The sequence below is a fragment of the Streptomyces sp. NPDC045968 genome (genome assembly GCF_056430475.1).
Genome location: NZ_JBWKLF010000007.1, coordinates 288358 through 305691 on the forward strand (window position 1 = coordinate 288358; position 17334 = coordinate 305691).

A 17334-nucleotide genomic window follows, 5' to 3' on the forward strand; every position below is an offset into this window, starting at 1 on the left:
AGCCGGGAGCCCTTTCAGCCGCCCGAGAGCACCCGGACCAGCTCTTCCGCCGTACGACAGCGGTCCAGGAGATCCTTGACGTGCTCGCGTGTCCCGCGCAGGGGTTCCATGGTGGGCACCCGTTGCAGGGAGTCGTGGTCGGGCAGGTCGAAGATGACCGAATCCCAGGAGGCCGCGGCGACGTCGTCCGCGTACTGCTCCAGGCACCGGCCCCGGAAATACGCCCTGGTGTCCTCGGGGGGTTTCGTACGGGCCCGCTCGACGTCGCTCTCGTCCAGCAGGCGCTTCATCTTCCCGCGGGCCGCCAGGCGGTTGTAGAGGCCCTTGTCGGCCCGTACATCGGCGTACTGGAGGTCCACCAGGTGCAGGCGCGGGGCGTCCCAGTCCAGGCTGTCGCGGCGCCGGTAGCCCTCCATGAGCTCCTTCTTCGCGATCCAGTCCAGCTCGCCCGAGAGGCTCATCGGATCGTTCTCCAGCCGGTTGAGCGTGTCCTCCCAGCGGATCAGGATGTCCTTGGTCTGCTCGTCGGCGTCCGCGCCGTACCGCTCCTCGACGTACTTGCGGCCCAGCTCGAAGTACTCCATCTGCAGCTGGACGGCGGTGAGTGTCCGGCCGCTGCGGAGCGTGATCAGCTGCTTCAGCGTGGGGTCGTGCGAGACCTGGTGCAGGGTGCGCACCGGCTGGTCGACGGCGAGGTCGACGTTGATGAAGCCGTCCTCGATCATGGACAGGACCAGTGACGTGGTGCCCAGCTTCAGATAGGTCGAGATCTCCGACAGATTCGCGTCGCCGATGATCACATGGAGCCGGCGGTACTTCTCCGCGTCGGAGTGGGGTTCGTCGCGGGTGTTGATGATGGGGCGCTTGAGTGTGGTCTCCAGGCCCACCTCGACCTCGAAGTAGTCGGCCCGCTGACTGATCTGGAAGCCGTGTTCGTGGCCGTCCTGGCCGATGCCGACGCGGCCCGCGCCGGTGACGACCTGGCGGGAGACGAAGAAGGGCGTCAGGTGGCGCACGATGTCCGAGAACGCGGTCTCCCGCTTCATCAGGTAGTTCTCGTGCGTGCCGTACGAGGCGCCCTTGTTGTCGGTGTTGTTCTTGTAGAGGTGGATCGGCTGGGCGCCCGGGATCGCGGCGGCCCGCTCGGCGGCCTCCGCCATGATCCGTTCGCCGGCCTTGTCCCAGAGCACCGCGTCGAGCGGGTTGGTGATCTCGGGTGAGCTGTATTCGGGGTGCGCGTGGTCGACGTAGAGCCGGGCACCGTTGGTGAGGATGACATTGGCCAGGCCGATGTCCTCGTCGGTGAGCTGGCTCGAGTCGGCGGTCTCACGGGCGAGGTCGAAGCCTCGCGCGTCGCGCAGCGGATTCTCCTCCTCGAAGTCCCAGCGGGCGCGGCGCGCCCGGTGCATCGCCGCCGCGTACGCGTTGACGATCTGGGACGAGGTGAGCATGGCATTGGCGTTGGGGTGGCCGGGGACGGAAATTCCGTACTCGGTCTCGATGCCCATTACTCGCCGTACGGTCATGCGGCCCTCCTTGCCCGGCGGCGCTCCCCTCCGGGAGCGGCGCTCAAGTACCGCTGCTGGTCCGTTGGGTGTGCGGTGCCCGTCCCCGCACTGCGCGACTCGGCGGTACGGCAGAGCCTAGAGCGCCATTGCGCCGGTGGGGAGATCAATTACGTCATTGCTCCGATATGGCCGGAGCGGCCGGGAAAACAACCGGCTGCGGATGCCCGGCCGGGCATCCGCAGCCGGTCTGCGTTTTACAGGTACTGCCCGGTATTCGCCACTGTGTCGATGGAGCGTCCGGTGTCCGCGCCCTGCTTTCCGGTGACGAGCGTGCGGATGAAGACGATCCGCTCGCCCTTCTTTCCGGAAATCCTGGCCCAGTCGTCCGGGTTCGTCGTGTTGGGAAGGTCCTCGTTCTCCTTGAACTCGTCCACGCATGCCTGGAGGAGGTGGGAGACCCGGAGGCCCTTTTGACCGTGTTCGAGGAATGCCTTGATGGCCATCTTCTTTGCCCGGTCGACGATGTTCTGAATCATCGCGCCGGAGTTGAAGTCCTTGAAGTACAGGACTTCCTTGTCACCGTTGGCGTAGGTGACCTCGAGGAAGCGGTTCTCCTCGGACTCGGTGTACATCCTCTCCACGACGGACTGGATCATGGCGTGGGCGGCGGCCGGCTTGGAGCCGGTGTGCTCGGCCAGATCGTCCGCGTGGAGCGGCAGCGAAGGCGTCAGGTACTTCGCGAAGATGTCCTTCGCGGCCTCCGCGTCCGGACGCTCGATCTTGATCTTCACATCGAGGCGGCCGGGCCGCAGGATGGCGGGGTCGATCATGTCCTCGCGGTTGGAGGCTCCGATGACGATGACGTTCTCCAGGCCCTCCACACCGTCGATCTCGGCGAGCAGCTGGGGGACGATGGTGTTCTCCACGTCCGAGCTGACACCGGAACCACGGGTGCGGAAGAGGGATTCCATCTCGTCGAAGAAGACGATGACGGGGGTGCCCTCGCTCGCCTTCTCCCGGGCACGCTGGAAGACCAGGCGGATGTGCCGCTCGGTCTCGCCGACGTACTTGTTGAGGAGCTCGGGGCCCTTGATATTGAGGAAGTAGCTCTTCCCCGCGGGCTGTCCGGTGACCTCGGCGACCTTCTTGGCCAGCGAGTTGGCTACGGCCTTGGCGATCAGGGTCTTGCCACAGCCGGGCGGACCGTAGAGCAGGATGCCCTTCGGCGGCCGCAGTTCGTGCTCCTTGAAGAGGTCGGGGTGGAGGTACGGAAGCTCGACCGCGTCACGGATCAGCTCGATCTGGTCGCCCAGACCGCCGATCTTGTCGTAGTCGATGTCCGGGACCTCTTCGAGGACCAGTTCCTCGACCTCGCTCTTCGGGACCACTTCGTACACATAGCCGGACCTGGGTTCCAGCAGCAGGGCGTCGCCGGGGCGGATGGTGATGTCGAGCAGCGGCTCGGCGAGCCGCACCACCCGTTCCTCGTCGGTGTGCCCGACCACCAGGGCCCGTTCGCCGTCCTCGAGGATCTCCTTGAGGGTGACGATGTCCCCGGCCCGCTCGTACGCCATGGCCTCGACCACGTTGAGCGCTTCGTTGAGCATGACTTCCTGACCTCGTCTGAGGTCGTCGAGCTCGACGCTGGGGCTGACGTTCACCCGGAGCTTGCGGCCCCCGGTGAAGATGTCGCAGGTGCCGTCCTCGTTGGACTGCAGGAAGACACCGAAGCCGGCCGGCGGCTGTGCGAGCCGGTCGACCTCCTCCTTGAGGGCCACGATCTGGTCTCGGGCCTCGCGGAGCGTATTGGCGAGCCGCTCGTTCTGCGCGGACACGCCGGCCAGATTGGTCTGCAACTCGACGATCCGCTCTTCGAGAATCCTCGTATGACGCGGAGAGTCGGCGAGCTTACGTCGCAGGACGGCGATTTCCTGCTCGAGATAGGCAACCTGGCCGGCTGGGTCTTCTGACCCCCGCCCGGGCCGGATGCCGCGGTTGATGTCGTCGTCGTGGGCTGCCACGGTCCTCACCTCCTCCAAGGGGAGCTGGACGCTTCCTGACCCTACCTGGGTGGGTGATGATTGAAACCCCTAGATCACAAAGACTGTGGGGCGTGTCCGATCTTCACCCTTGCGCTCTCCCTCACGCCAAGGGAATACCCACTTTGAGCACCCGAAAGCGGCCGGTTGTATCGTCGAAGCGTTCAACACCCGTCAGGGCTGGCTTCATTTGGTTCGGATACGCAGGGAACGGCAGGACATATGACCGTGCGGCAGGACGCTCCGGGCGACAGCGGAACACAGGATCTGGAGGTCTGGATCGATCAGGACCTCTGCACGGGAGACGGCATCTGTGTGCAGTACGCACCGGAGGTGTTCGAGCTGGACATCGATGGTCTGGCGTACGTGAAGAGCGGCGAGGACGAGCTTCTCCAGGACAAGGGAGCCACGACGCCGGTGCCGCTGCCGCTCCTCCAGGACGTGGTGGATTCGGCCAAGGAGTGTCCGGGCGACTGTATTCATGTACGACGCGTTTCGGACAGCGTCGAAGTTTTTGGTCCGGACGCGGAGTAGCGGCGCGGCGGCTCAGGCGCTGCGCGCGTGGTCCTGGGCCGACCTGACGAAGGCGTTGCCCTTCCACTGCCAGGTGACCTTCTCCTCCTCGTCGGGGCAGCAGCGCGGCACGGCCGTCGAGGAGTAGCCGAAGAGGGTCGCCGAGACGGTTCCCTCGTGCACGGCGAAGTCGGTGACCGTCTTCTCGCGAGCGGGGTCCACCAGGGTCGCGACGACCCTGGGTGCGGCCCCGCTTCCCTGTGTCAGGACGTAGACGCCACTGGGTGGTGTGCCCGATCCCGCGGCGCAGTGGACCACGGCCACGGTCTCGGGGCGGCCGTCGCCGTCGAGGTCTCCGGCGGCTTCGTCGGCCACCACGTTCCGCGCGCCGCCGCAGTCGAGCGGGTAGGTCGCGGCCGCCGCGTCGGGGGCGGCCGCGGGGGCACCCCCTGGCTCGGAGGCGACGGCGTGGCCGGATTCGGTGGCCGTGGCCGTGGCTGTGGCGGTGCCGGGCTGGAGCAGGCCCGCGCAGGCGACGACGGCTGCCATCGCCGTGGCCGTGGCGAGCCAGTGCACCGGCTTGGTTGCGGTGTGCGCGAGGTCCGGGAGCGCGGAGGTCTGCACGCGGTATGTCTCCTGTGGTTCCTGGGGGGCCTGGGAAGGCGGTGCCGGCTGCGCGTCGGCGGGCGGGGGGTGGCCAGCATCGTGCCACACCTCACACGACAGGGGAACGGTGGGGTCGGCGCCGGGCCCACCTGGGCCACGAAGCCGGGCACGAAGCCCGGCAACGAAAAGGCGCCGCTGCCGAGTTCCCGGGTCGGTCCGGGAACTCGGCAGCGGCGCCCGAGCGTTGTGCGGGGTCAGGCGCGGGAGGAGGTGCTGCCCGGGCCGTCGTAGTCGTCGCCGTAGGCGCCCTTGGAGGGGCGGCGGCGGCGCAGCGGGGGTTCGACGCCGTCCGCGAGGCGGCGGGCGGTGACGAGGAATCCGGTGTGGCCGATCATCCGGTGGTCGGGGCGGACGGCCAGGCCCTCGACGTGCCAGTTGCGGATCATCGATTCCCACGGCTGCGGTTCGGCGAAGCAGCCGATCTCGCGGATGGACTCGACGGTCCGCGAGAGCTGGGTGGTGGTGGCGACGTACGCGCAGAGGATGCCGCCGGGCACGAGGGCCTTGGAGACGGCTTCCAGGCACTCCCAGGGCGCGAGCATGTCCAGGACGACGCGGTCGACGTCGGTGTCCGAGAGGTTGTCCTGGAGGTCGCCGACGGTGAGCTGCCAGGCGGGGTGCGGCGAGCCGAAGTAGCGCTCGACGTTCTGCTGGGCGATCTCGGCGAAGTCTTCGCGGCGCTCGTAGGAGTGCAGCATTCCCTGCTCGCCGATGGCGCGCAGGAGGAAGGTGCTGAGCGCACCCGATCCGACGCCGGCCTCCACGACGCGGGCGCCGGGGAAGATGTCCCCGAAGGCCAGGATCTGCCCCGCGTCCTTCGGGTAGACCACGGCGGCGCCGCGGGGCATGGACAGGACGTAGTCGGGGAGCAGGGGGCGCAGCGCGAGGTAGGCGACGTTTCCCGTGGTGCGGACAACACTGCCCTCGGGAGCACCGATCAGCTCGTCGTGCGGGAAAGAACCCTTGTGGGTGTGGAAGTTCTTTCCGGCTTCGAGCGTGAAGGTGTAGTGGCGTCCCTTGGGGTCGGTGAGCTGTACCTGGTCCCCGACCTTGAAGGGCCCGCGACGTCGGGCGGCACCGGTCGGTTCAGACATGTGGCCAGCGTACCGGTGTTTCCGAGGGCTCCGACCGCCCGGCGGGGGGGGCGGCCCGGTCTCAGGCGCCGGGGCGGGCCATCGCGGCGACGAATGCGCGTTCGACGTCGGCGGTGGAGAGGACTCCGTAGATCTCGCCGGTGTCCTCGACGACGAGGTATTCGGTGGCCGGAGTGGCCTTGAGCCGGTCGAGGAGGGCTTCGCCCGCGAGTTCGGCGGGGACCTTCATGCCGTCGGTGAGGTCCTGGGCGAGCCCGCTGACGGCGACCCAGGGGCGGCGGTGCTCGGGGACGCCGGCGATGGCGGCCTCCCGGACCACGCCCTTGGGGTTGCCCTGTCCGTCGACGACGACGAGGGCGCGGGCTCCCGCCTCGTTGGCCCGGCGCAGGGCCTCGGAGAGGGGGGTGGCGGACTCGACGGGGACGGCACGCCGGGTGAGAGTGCGGGCGCGCAGGTCGGGGAGGTGCTCGCGGAGGCGGGCCAAGCGCAGGCTGTTTCCGGCACCGGTCCAGATGATCCCGGCGAGGATGGCGGCGAGCAGGGCGTCGGTGACGGTCTCCACGCCGGTGATCTCCTCGGTGGCGTTACCGAGTGCTCCGGTGTGGGTGAGGAGCGGGAGCCCGATGAGGACGGCCACGGCGAGGCCCCGGCCGACCCAGGCGGCGGCGATGGTGCCGCTCATGGGCTTTCCGGTGATCTTCCACACCACGGCGCGCAGCATGCGTCCGCCGTCGAGCGGGAGGCCCGGGAGCAGGTTGAAGGCGGCGACGAGGAGGTTGGAGATCATCAGTCCGGCCAGGAGCACGCCGGGGACGGTGGGCGGATCGACGAACTGCATGCCGGCGTAGAAGACACCGGCGAGGACGAGCGAGAGCAGCGGGCCGACGAAGGCGAGGACGAATTCGCGGCCGGGGGTCTCGGACTCCTTCTCGATCTCCGAGACGCCGCCGAAGAACTGGAGCTGGATGCGCCGGACCGGGAGCTTGTAGCGCAGCGCGGCGACCGTGTGGGCGAGTTCGTGGACGAGTACGGAGGCGTAGAAGGCGATCGCGAAGAAGAGCGACACCAGGTAGCGGGTGTTCCCGAGCTCGGGCAGGACCCGCTCCAGCTGGCCGCCGAAGACCCAGGTGATGAGCGCCGCGACGATGAACCAGCTGGGCGCGACGTAGACCGGCACGCCGAAGGGGCGGCCCATGAGGATGCCGCCGCCCGGTTCGGCCGGGCGCCGCGGTGAGCCCTTGCCGGGGGCGGCGCCGGGGCCGGTGCCCCCTGCGCCTGGCTGCGGCCGCCCGCTGTCGCCGCTGTCGTCCACGGGGTCCCTTCGGTCGGTGACGTTTGCCACGATCATGCAGTGTGCGAGGTCTGTCGTCGATGGTATTCCGCTCGCTGTCAGTGGCGGGCCGTAGGGTCTTCGACATGACCTCCGCACCCCGGCCGCCTCAGCCGCCCACCTCGTTGTCGCCGTCGCGGGCGAGTGACTTCATGCAGTGTCCCCTGCTGTACCGGTTCCGGGTCATCGACAGGCTTCCCGAGAAGCCCAGTGAGGCAGCTACCCGGGGCACGCTGGTCCACGCCGTCCTTGAGCGCCTGTTCGACGACCCGGCGGTGGAGCGTACGGCTCCGAAGGCGCGGGCGTTGATTCCCGGTCAGTGGGACCGGCTGCTGGAGTCGAAGCCGGAGCTGACCGAGCTGTTCTCGGGCGACGCGGAGGGTGAGCGTCTGTCGCGGTGGCTCGGGGAGGCGGAGCAGCTAGTGGAGCGGTGGTTCTCCCTGGAGGACCCGACGCGTCTGGAACCGGCCGAGCGCGAGCTCTTCGTCGAGACGGAGCTGGAGTCCGGGCTCCGGCTGCGCGGGGTGATCGACCGGATCGACGTGGCCCCCACGGGTGAGGTCCGGATCGTGGACTACAAGACGGGCAAGGCACCGCGTCCGGAGTACGCGGAGGGTGCGCTGTTCCAGATGAAGTTCTACGCGCTGGTGATCTGGCGGCTGAAGGGGGTGGTGCCGCGGCGCCTCCAGCTGGTCTACCTCGGCAGCGGTGACGTCCTGACGTACGACCCGGTGGAGGCGGATCTGGAGCGGGTGGAGCGCAAGCTGCTCGCGCTCTGGGAGGCGATCCGGGAGGCGACGGAGAGCGGTGAGTGGCGGCCCCGGCCGACGAAGCTGTGCGGCTGGTGCGACCATCGCGCCGTCTGTCCTGAATTCGGCGGTACTCCCCCGGTCTATCCCCTGTCCGTACGCCCGGCGGAGTCGGACGAGGACGTCCAGGGCAGAATGGGGCCGGTCCGGGCCGAGGCCGGCCAACCGGTGGCCCTCGAAGGCCCTTAAGGAGATTTCGTGGCGATCCGCGTCCTTCTGGTCGATGACCAACCGCTGCTGCGCACCGGCTTCCGGATGATCCTGGAGGCGGAGGGGGATCTCGCGGTGGTCGGCGAGGCCGGTGACGGCCTCCAGGCCATCGACCAGGTGCGGGCGCTCCAGCCCGATGTCGTACTGATGGACATCCGGATGCCCCGGATGGACGGGGTCGAGGCGACCCGGCAGATCACGGGGCCCGGCCGCGACGGCCCCGCGAAGGTGCTGGTGCTGACCACCTTCGATCTCGACGAGTACGTGGTGGAGGCGCTGCGCGCCGGAGCCAGTGGCTTCCTGCTCAAGGACGCTCCGGCCAATGAGCTGGTGCAGGCCATCAGGGTGGTCGCGGCGGGCGAGGCGATGCTGGCGCCCAGCATCACGCGCAGGCTGCTCGACAAGTACGCGGACCATCTGCCGTCCGGCGAGGAGCCGGTCCCCGATGCCCTGCACACCCTGACGGACCGTGAGGTCGAGGTGCTGAAGCTGGTGGCGCGCGGGCTGTCCAACGCGGAGATCGCCGCCGACCTGTTCGTGAGCGAGACGACCGTCAAGACCCATGTGGGCCATGTGCTGACGAAGCTCGGACTGCGCGACCGCGTGCAGGCCGCTGTGTACGCGTACGAGAGCGGCCTGGTGCGCCCCGGCGCCCAGTGAGCGGAGCCGCACGGTGATCCGGTCCGGGGCGTGGCGCCCCGGACCGGATTTCTCGTGTCAGACGGTGCGGCGTCCGAGTTCCCAGAGGTGGAGGTCGGCGGAGGCGTTGACGGCCCACTCCACTCCGGTGAGGCCCTCGCGGGAGGCGATGTACTGCTTGCCCTGCCAGATCGGGAGGACGGGGACGTCGTCGGCGACGATGTTCTGGAGCTGCTCGAAGGTCTTGGACGCGGCACTGCGGTCCGCCTCGCGGCGTGACTGCGGGATGAGGGTCTTCTCCGCCACGGCCGAGCGGTAGGGCGAGTTGAGGAAGTCGTTCTTGTCCAGGAACGGCGCGGTGTAGTTGTCCGGGTCCGGGAAGTCGGGGAACCAGCCCATGCCGTACACGTCGTAGTCGCCGCGCTTCTGCGCCGGGCGGTACTCCGACCACGGGGTGCCCTTGACGGTCACGTCGAACAGCTTGGAGTCGTTGAGCTGCTGCTTCAGCGTCTCGAACTCGGTGGCGGTCGCGGGGCCGTAGTGGTCCGTCGTGTAGTGCAGCGTGAACTTCACCGGCGTGCTGATACCGGCGGCCCGCAGGGTGTCGGCCGCCTTGGCGGTGTCGGGCTCGCCGTACTTGTTGAAGAACGAGTTGGTGTGGCCGGTGATGGTGGAGGGGATCAGCGAGTAGAGCGGCTCGGCGGTCGTGCCGTACACCTTGCTCGCGATGGCACCGCGGTCGATGATCCGGGCCATGGCCTGGCGTACGGCCTTGCTCTTCACCGCGGGGGCGTCCGTGTTGAAGCCGAGGTAGCTGATGGCGAGGCCGGGCATCTCCGTGAGTTTGATGCCCTCCTTGGGATTCACGAGCATCTGGCCGGCCTGCTCGGGCGACATGGTGCGGGTCATCATGTCGACCTTCTTGTCGTCGAGCGCCTTGCCCATCGCGGCGGCGTCCGGGAACAGGTCCAGTTCGACCTGGTCGTTCAGGACCTCCAGGTCGCCCTGGTACTTCGGGTTCCTGGTGAAGAGGACCTTGACCACCTGGTTGTTCTTGATCTCGGGCTTCATGGTGTACGGGCCCGAGCCGTCGACCTGGAAGCCCTCGCGGGCGCTCTTCGCCGGGTACTTGCCCTGCGGGACGATGCCCGCGGCGGGGGTGGCGAGCTTGTACGGGAAGGTCGCGTCCGGGGTGCGCAGGTGGAAGACGACCTGGTCCTCGCCCCTGGTCTCGATCATGTCGATGTTGTCGAGGAGTCCGGCGGGGCCGCTGTCCGAGTTGATGTCCAGGACACGCTGGATGGAGTACCGCACGTCCTCGGGGGTGAGCGGCGTGCCGTCGGCGAAGGTGAGGCCGCTGCGCAGGGTGCAGCGGTAGCTCTCGTTCTCCGTGTCCGTGAAGACGCAGCTCTTCGCGGCGTCGGGCACGGGCTCACCGCCGCCGCGCGGGACGTGCATGAGGGTCTGCACCGTCTGCCGCAGGACGTTCCAGACGCCGGCTTCGTAGCCGATGGCCGGGTCGAGCGGCGCCGGGTTGTCCTTGGAGGCGATGAACTGGTCCGTGGTGCCGACGACGATGGCGCCCTTGCCCTCGTCACCGCCGTCCGTCGCGCCACAGGCGGCGAGTACGGGCGCGAGCAGGCCGACCACGGCCGGCAGCACCAGCGTCTTGCGGTTCATCTGGACGTTCTCCCTCATTCCGGTATGTGAGAAAACGAGATTAGTAGGGATGACCACCGACGCCTGACCGGCGGGTAGTCGTCACAGAATCCACCGCGCTCCGGAATTGACGGTGAAGCGATTTCGCCGGCCAGGCGGGTTTCGTCCGCGGCGTGACGAGCAGCGAAAATCAAGAGGTCAGATCCGGGCATATCGTCAGATTCCCGGAGTGAAGAAATCGCCCATCAGGCGACAAGATCCGCGCCTGGGGCGATTTCGAGATGTTGACATGAACCTGATTCGCCCACACATCGGGACGATGGAAAGCGCACGTTCTGCGACCGAGAGTTTTTCCGTACATTCACAAGAATACTCTCGGTGCACGACTCAGAGGATTCCCGTGACCAGACCCCGGAGAAATGCGAGATCGACATCTTCGAGGGAGCCCACGACGACCCTTCCCGAGGCCGGTGCGATCGGGGCGACGGACGGCACGGCCACCACACGGCAGCCCGCGGCCTCCGCGGCGGCGACCCCTGTAGCGGTGTCCTCGATGACGGCGCAGCACAGCGGGTCCGCCCCGAAACCGGATGCGGCGGTGAGATAGGGCTCCGGATGGGGCTTCGTACGGGAGACCTCGTCCCCGGCGACCGTGAGGCCGAAGTGGTGGTGACCGACCGAGTCCAGGACCCGGTCGATGATGCGCCGGTGCGAGGCGGAGACCAGGGCGGTGGGCATGTCGTGCGCCGCGAGCTCGGCGAGCAGCCGTGCCGCGCCCGGCATCAGCGGCACACCGCGGTCGATGCGCGCCTCGAAGCAGTCGTTGAGCAGGACCGTGAGTTCGTCCAGCCTGATGTCCGCGCCGGTCACGTCGATGAGGTAGCCCGCGCTGCGGGTCATCGGTCCGCCCACGACCACGTCCCGCCATGCCTCGTCGAGCCGGTGCCCGAGGCGTGCGAAGACCTCCACCTCGGCATCCCACCAGAATCCCTCGGTATCGACCAGGGTGCCGTCCATGTCGAGAAAGACGGCCTGGAGCGTGGAGCCTTTGGCCGTGCGAGTCAGGGACGCGGGGACCGTACTGGTCATCCGGACACCTCCGTGAGGGACGAGAAGGCCGACCGCCATTCCCGGGAAAGGGAACAGCGACCGGCCTCACTGGACCGACCAGTCTACGACGTGCCCGGCCGCGATGCGTCGAACGGCGGCCTACCGCGCGTTGAAGTACTTCGCCTCGGGGTGGTGGATGACGATCGCGTCGGTCGACTGCTCCGGGTGCAGCTGGAACTCCTCGGAGAGCTTGACCCCGATCCGCTCCGGCTCCAGCAGCTCGGCGATCTTCGCCCGGTCCTCCAGGTCGGGGCAGGCGCCGTAGCCGAGGGAGAAACGCGCTCCCCGGTACTTCAGCGCGAACATGTCCTCGACATCCGCCGGGTCCTCACCGCCGTAGCCCAGCTCGCCGCGGACCCGGGCGTGCCAGTACTCGGCCAGGGCCTCGGCCAGCTGGACGGACAGGCCGTGCAGCTCCAGGTAGTCGCGGTAGGAGTTGGCCTCGAAGAGCTCGGCCGTGGCCTCGCCGATCCTGGAACCGACGGTGACGACCTGGAGGCCGATCACGTCCCGCTCCCCGGACTCCTCGGGCCGGAAGAAGTCCGCGAGGCACAGGCGGCGGCCCCGGCGCTGGCGCGGGAAGGTGAAGCGGGTGCGCTCCGAACCGTCCTCGTGGAGCAGGATCAGGTCGTCGCCCTTGGACACGCAGGGGAAGTAGCCGTAGACGACGGCCGCCTCCAGCATGTTCTCGGTGTGGAGCTTGTCGAGCCAGCCGCGCAGGTGCGGGCGGCCCTCGGTCTCGACCAGTTCCTCGTACGTCGGTCCGTCACCGGCGCGGGCCTGCTTGAGCCCCCACTGCCCCTTGAAGAGAGCGCCCTCGTCCAGCCAGGAGGCGTACTCCTTGAGCTGGATGCCCTTGACGACCCGGGTGCCCCAGAAGGGCGGCTCGGGGACCGGGTTGTCGGTGGCCACGTCGGAGCGGACACCCGTCTCGGGCTCCTCCACCTCCAGGACCGCGGCGTCCTTCCGGGCGACGCGGCGCTGCTTCAGCTCCGGGAGCACCGCGCCGGGAACACCGCGCTTGATGCCGATGAGGGCGTCCATGAGCCGCAGCCCCTCGAACGCGTCGCGGGCGTAGCGCACCTCGCCCTCGTAGATCTCGTGGAGGTCCTGCTCGACGTACGCCCTGGTGAGCGCGGCCCCGCCCAGGATGACCGGGAAGTCGGCGGCCATCTTGCGCTGGTTCAGTTCTTCCAGGTTCTCCTTCATGATCACGGTCGACTTCACCAGCAGACCGGACATGCCGATGACATCGGCCCGGTGCTCCTCGGCGGCCTCCAGGATCGCGGAGACGGGCTGCTTGATGCCGAGGTTGACGACGTTGTAGCCGTTGTTGGTGAGGATGATGTCGACGAGGTTCTTGCCGATGTCGTGGACGTCGCCGCGCACGGTGGCCAGCACGATGGTGCCCTTGCCGTCCGCGTCGGACTTCTCCATGTGCGGCTCGAGGTGGGCGACCGCGTTCTTCATGACCTCGGCGGACTGAAGGACGAACGGCAGCTGCATCTGGCCGGAGCCGAAGAGCTCGCCGACGACCTTCATGCCCTCCAGGAGGGTGTCGTTGACGATGTCCAGGGCGGGGCGGGTCTGGAGGGCCTCGTCGAGGTCGGCCTGGAGGCCGTTCTTCTCGCCGTCGATGATGCGGCGCTGGAGGCGCTCGTCGAGCGGCAGAGCGAGGAGTTCCTCGGCGCGGCCCGCCTTCATCGACTTCATGTTGACGCCCTCGAAGAGCTCCATGAGCTTCTGGAGGGGGTCGTAGCCCTCGGCGCGGCGGTCGTAGATCAGGTCGAGGGCGACCTTGACCTGCTCCTCCTCCAGGCGTGCGATGGGGAGGATCTTGGAGGCGTGCACGATCGCGGAGTCCAGTCCGGCCTTGACGCACTCGTCGAGGAAGACGGAGTTCAGGACGACGCGGGCAGCCGGGTTGAGGCCGAAGGAGATGTTGGACAGGCCGAGCGTGGTCTGGACGTCGGGGTGGCGGCGCTTGAGTTCGCGGATGGCCTCGATGGTGGCGATGCCGTCCTTGCGGGACTCCTCCTGACCGGTACAGATGGTGAACGTCAGGGTGTCGATGAGGATGTCCGACTCGTGGATGCCCCAGTTGCCGGTGAGGTCCCCGATGAGGCGCTCGGCGATGGCGACCTTGTGCTCGGGCGTACGGGCCTGGCCCTCCTCGTCGATGGTCAGCGCGATCAGCGCGGCGCCGTGCTCCTGGGCCAGCGCGGTGACCTTGGCGAAGCGGGACTCGGGGCCGTCGCCGTCCTCGTAGTTGACGGAGTTGATGACCGCCCGGCCGCCCAGCTTCTCCAGGCCCGCCCGGATGACATCGACCTCGGTGGAGTCGAGCACGATGGGGAGCGTGGAGGCGGTGGCGAACAGGCCGGCCAGCCGCTCCATGTCGGCGACGCCGTCCCGGCCCACGTAGTCGACGCAGAGGTCGAGCATGTGCGCGCCTTCGCGGATCTGGTCACGGGCCATCTCGACGCAGTCGTCCCAGCGGGCCTCCAGCATGGCCTCGCGGAACTTCTTCGAGCCATTGGCGTTGGTGCGCTCGCCGATCGCCATGTACGAGGTGTCCTGGCGGAAGGACACGGTCTGGTAGAGCGAGGAAGCACCCGGCTCGGGGCGCGGCTCGCGTACGCCGGGCGTCATGTCACGGACGCGTTCGACGACCTGGCGCAGGTGCTCGGGCGTCGAGCCGCAGCAGCCGCCGACCAGCGAGAGGCCGTAGTCCCGTACGAAGGTCTCCTGCGCGTCGGCCATCTCGGGAGCGGTCAGCGGGAAGTGCGCGCCGTCCTTGGTCAGCACGGGCAGTCCGGCATTGGGCATGCACATCAGCGGCGTACGCGAGTGGCGGGCCAGGTAGCGCAGGTGCTCGCTCATCTCGGCGGGGCCCGTGGAGCAGTTCAGCCCGATCAGGTCGATGCCGAGCGGTTCCAGGGCGGTCAGCGCGGCACCGATCTCGGAGCCGAGCAGCATGACGCCGGTCGTCTCGAAGGCGAGCGAGCAGATCAGGGGTACGTCCACACCCAGGGCGTCCATGGCCCGCCGCGCACCGATCAGGCTCGACTTCGTCTGCAGCAGGTCCTGGGTGGTCTCCACGATCAGGGCGTCCGCGCCCCCGGCGAGCAGGCCCTCCGCGTTCTGCTGGTAGCCGTCGCGCAGCACTCCGTACTCGATGTGGCCCAGCGTGGGCAGCTTGGTGCCAGGACCCACGGAGCCGAGGACCCAGCGCTGACGGCCGTCCCGGGCGGTGAACTCGTCCGCCACCTCGCGCGCGATACGGGCGCCGGCCTCGGACAGCTCGACGATCCGGTCGGCGATCTCGTACTCGTTCGCCGCGGAGTGGTTCGCACCGAAGGTGTTCGTCTCCACGCAGTCGACGCCGACCGCGAAATACTCCTCGTGCACGGAGCGGACGATGTCCGGGCGGGTGACGTTGAGGATCTCGTTGCAGCCTTCGAGGTTCTCGAAGTCCGCGAGGGTGGGGTCCTGTGCCTGGAGCATCGTGCCCATGGCACCGTCTGCTACCACCACTCGCGTGGCGAGCGCCTCGCGGAGGGCTTCGGCTCGGTTCCGGCTGTCAGCGGAAGGGGTCGGCAACGAGGCCATGGATGTTCTCCCTGGGATGCGACGGCTGTCGGCTTTGCGGCCTTCTGTGGAGGGCGCACCCGGCCAGGGTAGCCGGGAGGTGCCACGGCTCGTCACTGTGTCCCACGGGGCGGACTGCATGCTGTGCGGAGGCGGCTCGGCCGGTGCCGGAGGGACAGGCTTTCCGGGCGACCGGACATGGGTCGACATCGACCGATAGTGTTCAGCATTGTCGAACCACAATGGAGGAGTACGGCGCGATGGCCAAGAACATCCAGTCGCTGGAGCGGGCGGCAGCGATGCTGCGGCTGCTGGCGGGCGGCGAGCGCCGGCTCGGACTGTCCGACATCTCTTCCTCACTGGGGCTGGCCAAGGGCACCGCGCACGGCATCCTGCGCACGCTCCAGCACGAGGGTTTCGTCGAGCAGGACGCGGCGTCCGGCCGCTATCAGCTCGGCGCGGAGCTGCTGCGCCTGGGCAACAGCTATCTGGACGTCCACGAGCTGCGGGCCCGCGCCCTCGTCTGGACCGACGACCTGGCGCGCTCCAGCGGCGAGAGCGTCCATCTGGGCGTCCTGCACCAGCACGGCATCCTCATCGTGCACCACGTCTTCCGGCCCGACGACAGCCGCCAGGTGCTGGAGGTGGGCGCCATGCAGCCGCTGCACTCCACGGCCCTGGGCAAGGTCCTCTCCGCGTACGACCCGGTGGCGCACAGCGAGGCCGTCGAGGCCGAGCGGCAGATCTTCACCCCGCGCACCGTGACCGGCGCGGAGGATTTCGAGTCGCTGCTCGATCTCATCAGGGCCCGGGGCTGGGCCTCCGACGTGGAGGAGACCTGGGAAGGGGTGGCCGCGGTGGCGGCGCCCATCCACGACCGGCGGCGGATGCCCGTCGGCGCCGTGGCCGTCACGGGCGCGGTGGAGCGGGTCTGCCCGGAGGGCGAGCTGCGCCCCGAGCTGATCGCGGCCGTGCGGGACTGCGCCCGGGCCGTCTCCCGGGATCTGGGCGCCGGACGCTTCTGATCCCGCCGCGTCCCGCCGGCCGGTCCCTCGGCCTGCCCCGTTGACCCGTCGGTAACGATCGGGCTGCGCACCGAGTCGTATGCGCCACAACCCTTGACGTTGTGTTCACCGGGGAGAAACACTGCCGTTCACCGGTCGGCATTGTCGAACACCTGACGGCAATAAGCGTTAGGGTATGACAGTGCCAAGGGCCGGTCAGCCCGCAGAGGTGAGTACCCGCACAGCGTGGATACCCACTTTGGGCGCGAACCACCGGAGGTACCCGGTGTTCGCCTTCCCCTGGACGAAGGACAAAGGAGTCACGGGTGTCCAGCTCCGACATCTTCATCGGCGAGACCATCGGTACCGCCGTTCTCATCCTCCTCGGCGGCGGAGTCTGTGCCGCCGTCACGCTCAAGCGCTCCAAGGCGCAGAACGCCGGATGGCTGGCCATCACCTTCGGGTGGGGCTTCGCCGTTCTGACCGGCGCCTATCTGGCCGGCGGCGTGTCCGGCGCGCACCTCAACCCGGCGGTGACGCTCGGCCTCGCCATTCAGGGCGGCACCGAGTGGGCCGATGTGCCGCTGTACCTCGCCTCCCAGCTGCTCGGCGCGATGATCGGCGCGGTGCTGGTCTGGGTCGTGTACTACGGGCAGTTCCAGGCCCACCTGACCGATCCCGAGATCATCCGCGCGCAGCCCTCCGACGAGGCCATGGTCGACCAGTCGGCCGCCCCGAAGGCGGGCCCCGTCCTGGGCATCTTCTCCACGGGCCCGGAGATCCGGAACGCCGTGCAGAACGTCGTCTCCGAGGTCATCGCCACGGTCGTGCTGGTCCTGGCGATCCTGACCCAGGGCCTCAACAACGAGGGCAACGGCCTGGGCACCCTCGGCGCGCTGATCACCTCTCTGGTCGTCGTGGGAATCGGTCTCTCGCTCGGTGGGCCGACCGGTTACGCAATCAACCCGGTTCGCGACCTCGGTCCGCGTATCGTGCACGCGCTGCTGCCGCTGCCGAACAAGGGCGGGTCCGACTGGGGCTACGCCTGGGTACCGATTGTGGGACCGCTCATCGGCGGCGCGATCGCCGGCGGGCTCTACAACGTCGCCTTCGCGTGAGCCGCAGCGCTCAGAGCCGTAACCCTCAGACCACACAGACCTCC

At 68.6% G+C, this 17334-nt stretch carries 13 protein-coding genes; 5 read left to right on the forward strand and 8 right to left on the reverse strand.

Features of this window, described 5'->3' with window-relative positions:
* Positions 1 to 14: 14 nt before the first annotated feature.
* Positions 15 to 1526, reverse strand: coding sequence for a depupylase/deamidase Dop (gene dop / locus AC07FA_RS21865; RefSeq protein WP_479077565.1), 1512 nt, complete (start codon positions 1524 to 1526; stop codon positions 15 to 17).
* A gap of 236 nt (positions 1527 to 1762) precedes the next feature.
* Complete coding sequence (gene arc / locus AC07FA_RS21870) at positions 1763 to 3529, reverse strand: proteasome ATPase (protein WP_479077566.1); 1767 nt, start codon at positions 3527 to 3529, stop codon at positions 1763 to 1765.
* 240 nt (positions 3530 to 3769) lie between these two features.
* On the opposite strand from arc, the gene AC07FA_RS21875 reads away from it, so the two are divergent.
* Positions 3770 to 4081, forward strand: coding sequence for a ferredoxin (locus tag AC07FA_RS21875; RefSeq protein WP_479077567.1), 312 nt, complete (start codon positions 3770 to 3772; stop codon positions 4079 to 4081).
* Between the two features lie 12 nt (positions 4082 to 4093).
* Here the strand turns inward: AC07FA_RS21875 and AC07FA_RS21880 are convergent, their stop codons facing one another.
* From AC07FA_RS21880 to AC07FA_RS21890, 3 genes are all read right to left on the reverse strand, one after another.
* The gene (locus tag AC07FA_RS21880; RefSeq protein ID WP_479077569.1) at positions 4094 to 4684 is read right to left on the reverse strand and encodes a hypothetical protein; all 591 of its coding nucleotides are present in this window, start codon (positions 4682 to 4684) and stop codon (positions 4094 to 4096) included.
* Positions 4685 to 4920: 236 nt separating this feature from the next.
* Positions 4921 to 5820 (reverse strand): tRNA (adenine-N1)-methyltransferase, encoded by a 900-nt coding sequence (locus AC07FA_RS21885; RefSeq protein ID WP_328909209.1) that lies wholly within the window; start codon positions 5818 to 5820, stop codon positions 4921 to 4923.
* A 61-nt stretch (positions 5821 to 5881) separates the two neighbouring features.
* A complete protein-coding gene (locus AC07FA_RS21890) occupies positions 5882 to 7132 on the reverse strand; it encodes a site-2 protease family protein (protein WP_479077791.1) in 1251 nt (416 codons plus the stop codon).
* A 170-nt stretch (positions 7133 to 7302) separates the two neighbouring features.
* Between AC07FA_RS21890 and AC07FA_RS21895 the strand changes: the two genes are divergently transcribed.
* Both AC07FA_RS21895 and AC07FA_RS21900 read left to right on the forward strand, forming a co-directional pair.
* The gene (locus AC07FA_RS21895) at positions 7303 to 8148 is read left to right on the forward strand and encodes a RecB family exonuclease (protein ID WP_479077792.1); all 846 of its coding nucleotides are present in this window, start codon (positions 7303 to 7305) and stop codon (positions 8146 to 8148) included.
* A gap of 9 nt (positions 8149 to 8157) precedes the next feature.
* Positions 8158 to 8829, forward strand: coding sequence for a response regulator (locus AC07FA_RS21900; protein ID WP_443037038.1), 672 nt, complete (start codon positions 8158 to 8160; stop codon positions 8827 to 8829).
* A gap of 57 nt (positions 8830 to 8886) precedes the next feature.
* Here the strand turns inward: AC07FA_RS21900 and AC07FA_RS21905 are convergent, their stop codons facing one another.
* From AC07FA_RS21905 to metH, 3 genes are all read right to left on the reverse strand, one after another.
* Positions 8887 to 10488, reverse strand: coding sequence for an ABC transporter substrate-binding protein (locus tag AC07FA_RS21905; protein ID WP_479077571.1), 1602 nt, complete (start codon positions 10486 to 10488; stop codon positions 8887 to 8889).
* A gap of 366 nt (positions 10489 to 10854) precedes the next feature.
* A complete protein-coding gene (locus AC07FA_RS21910; RefSeq protein ID WP_479077573.1) occupies positions 10855 to 11556 on the reverse strand; it encodes an HAD family hydrolase in 702 nt (233 codons plus the stop codon).
* 120 nt (positions 11557 to 11676) lie between these two features.
* Positions 11677 to 15189 (reverse strand): methionine synthase, encoded by a 3513-nt coding sequence (gene metH, locus AC07FA_RS21915; RefSeq protein WP_479077574.1) that lies wholly within the window; start codon positions 15187 to 15189, stop codon positions 11677 to 11679.
* Between the two features lie 239 nt (positions 15190 to 15428).
* Between metH and AC07FA_RS21920 the strand changes: the two genes are divergently transcribed.
* A complete protein-coding gene (locus AC07FA_RS21920) occupies positions 15429 to 16193 on the forward strand; it encodes an IclR family transcriptional regulator (RefSeq protein WP_479077576.1) in 765 nt (254 codons plus the stop codon).
* Positions 16194 to 16498: 305 nt separating this feature from the next.
* Positions 16499 to 17290, forward strand: a complete 792-nt coding sequence (locus AC07FA_RS21925; protein WP_479077578.1) for an MIP/aquaporin family protein — start codon at positions 16499 to 16501, stop codon at positions 17288 to 17290.
* The last annotated feature ends 44 nt before the right edge of the window (positions 17291 to 17334 follow it).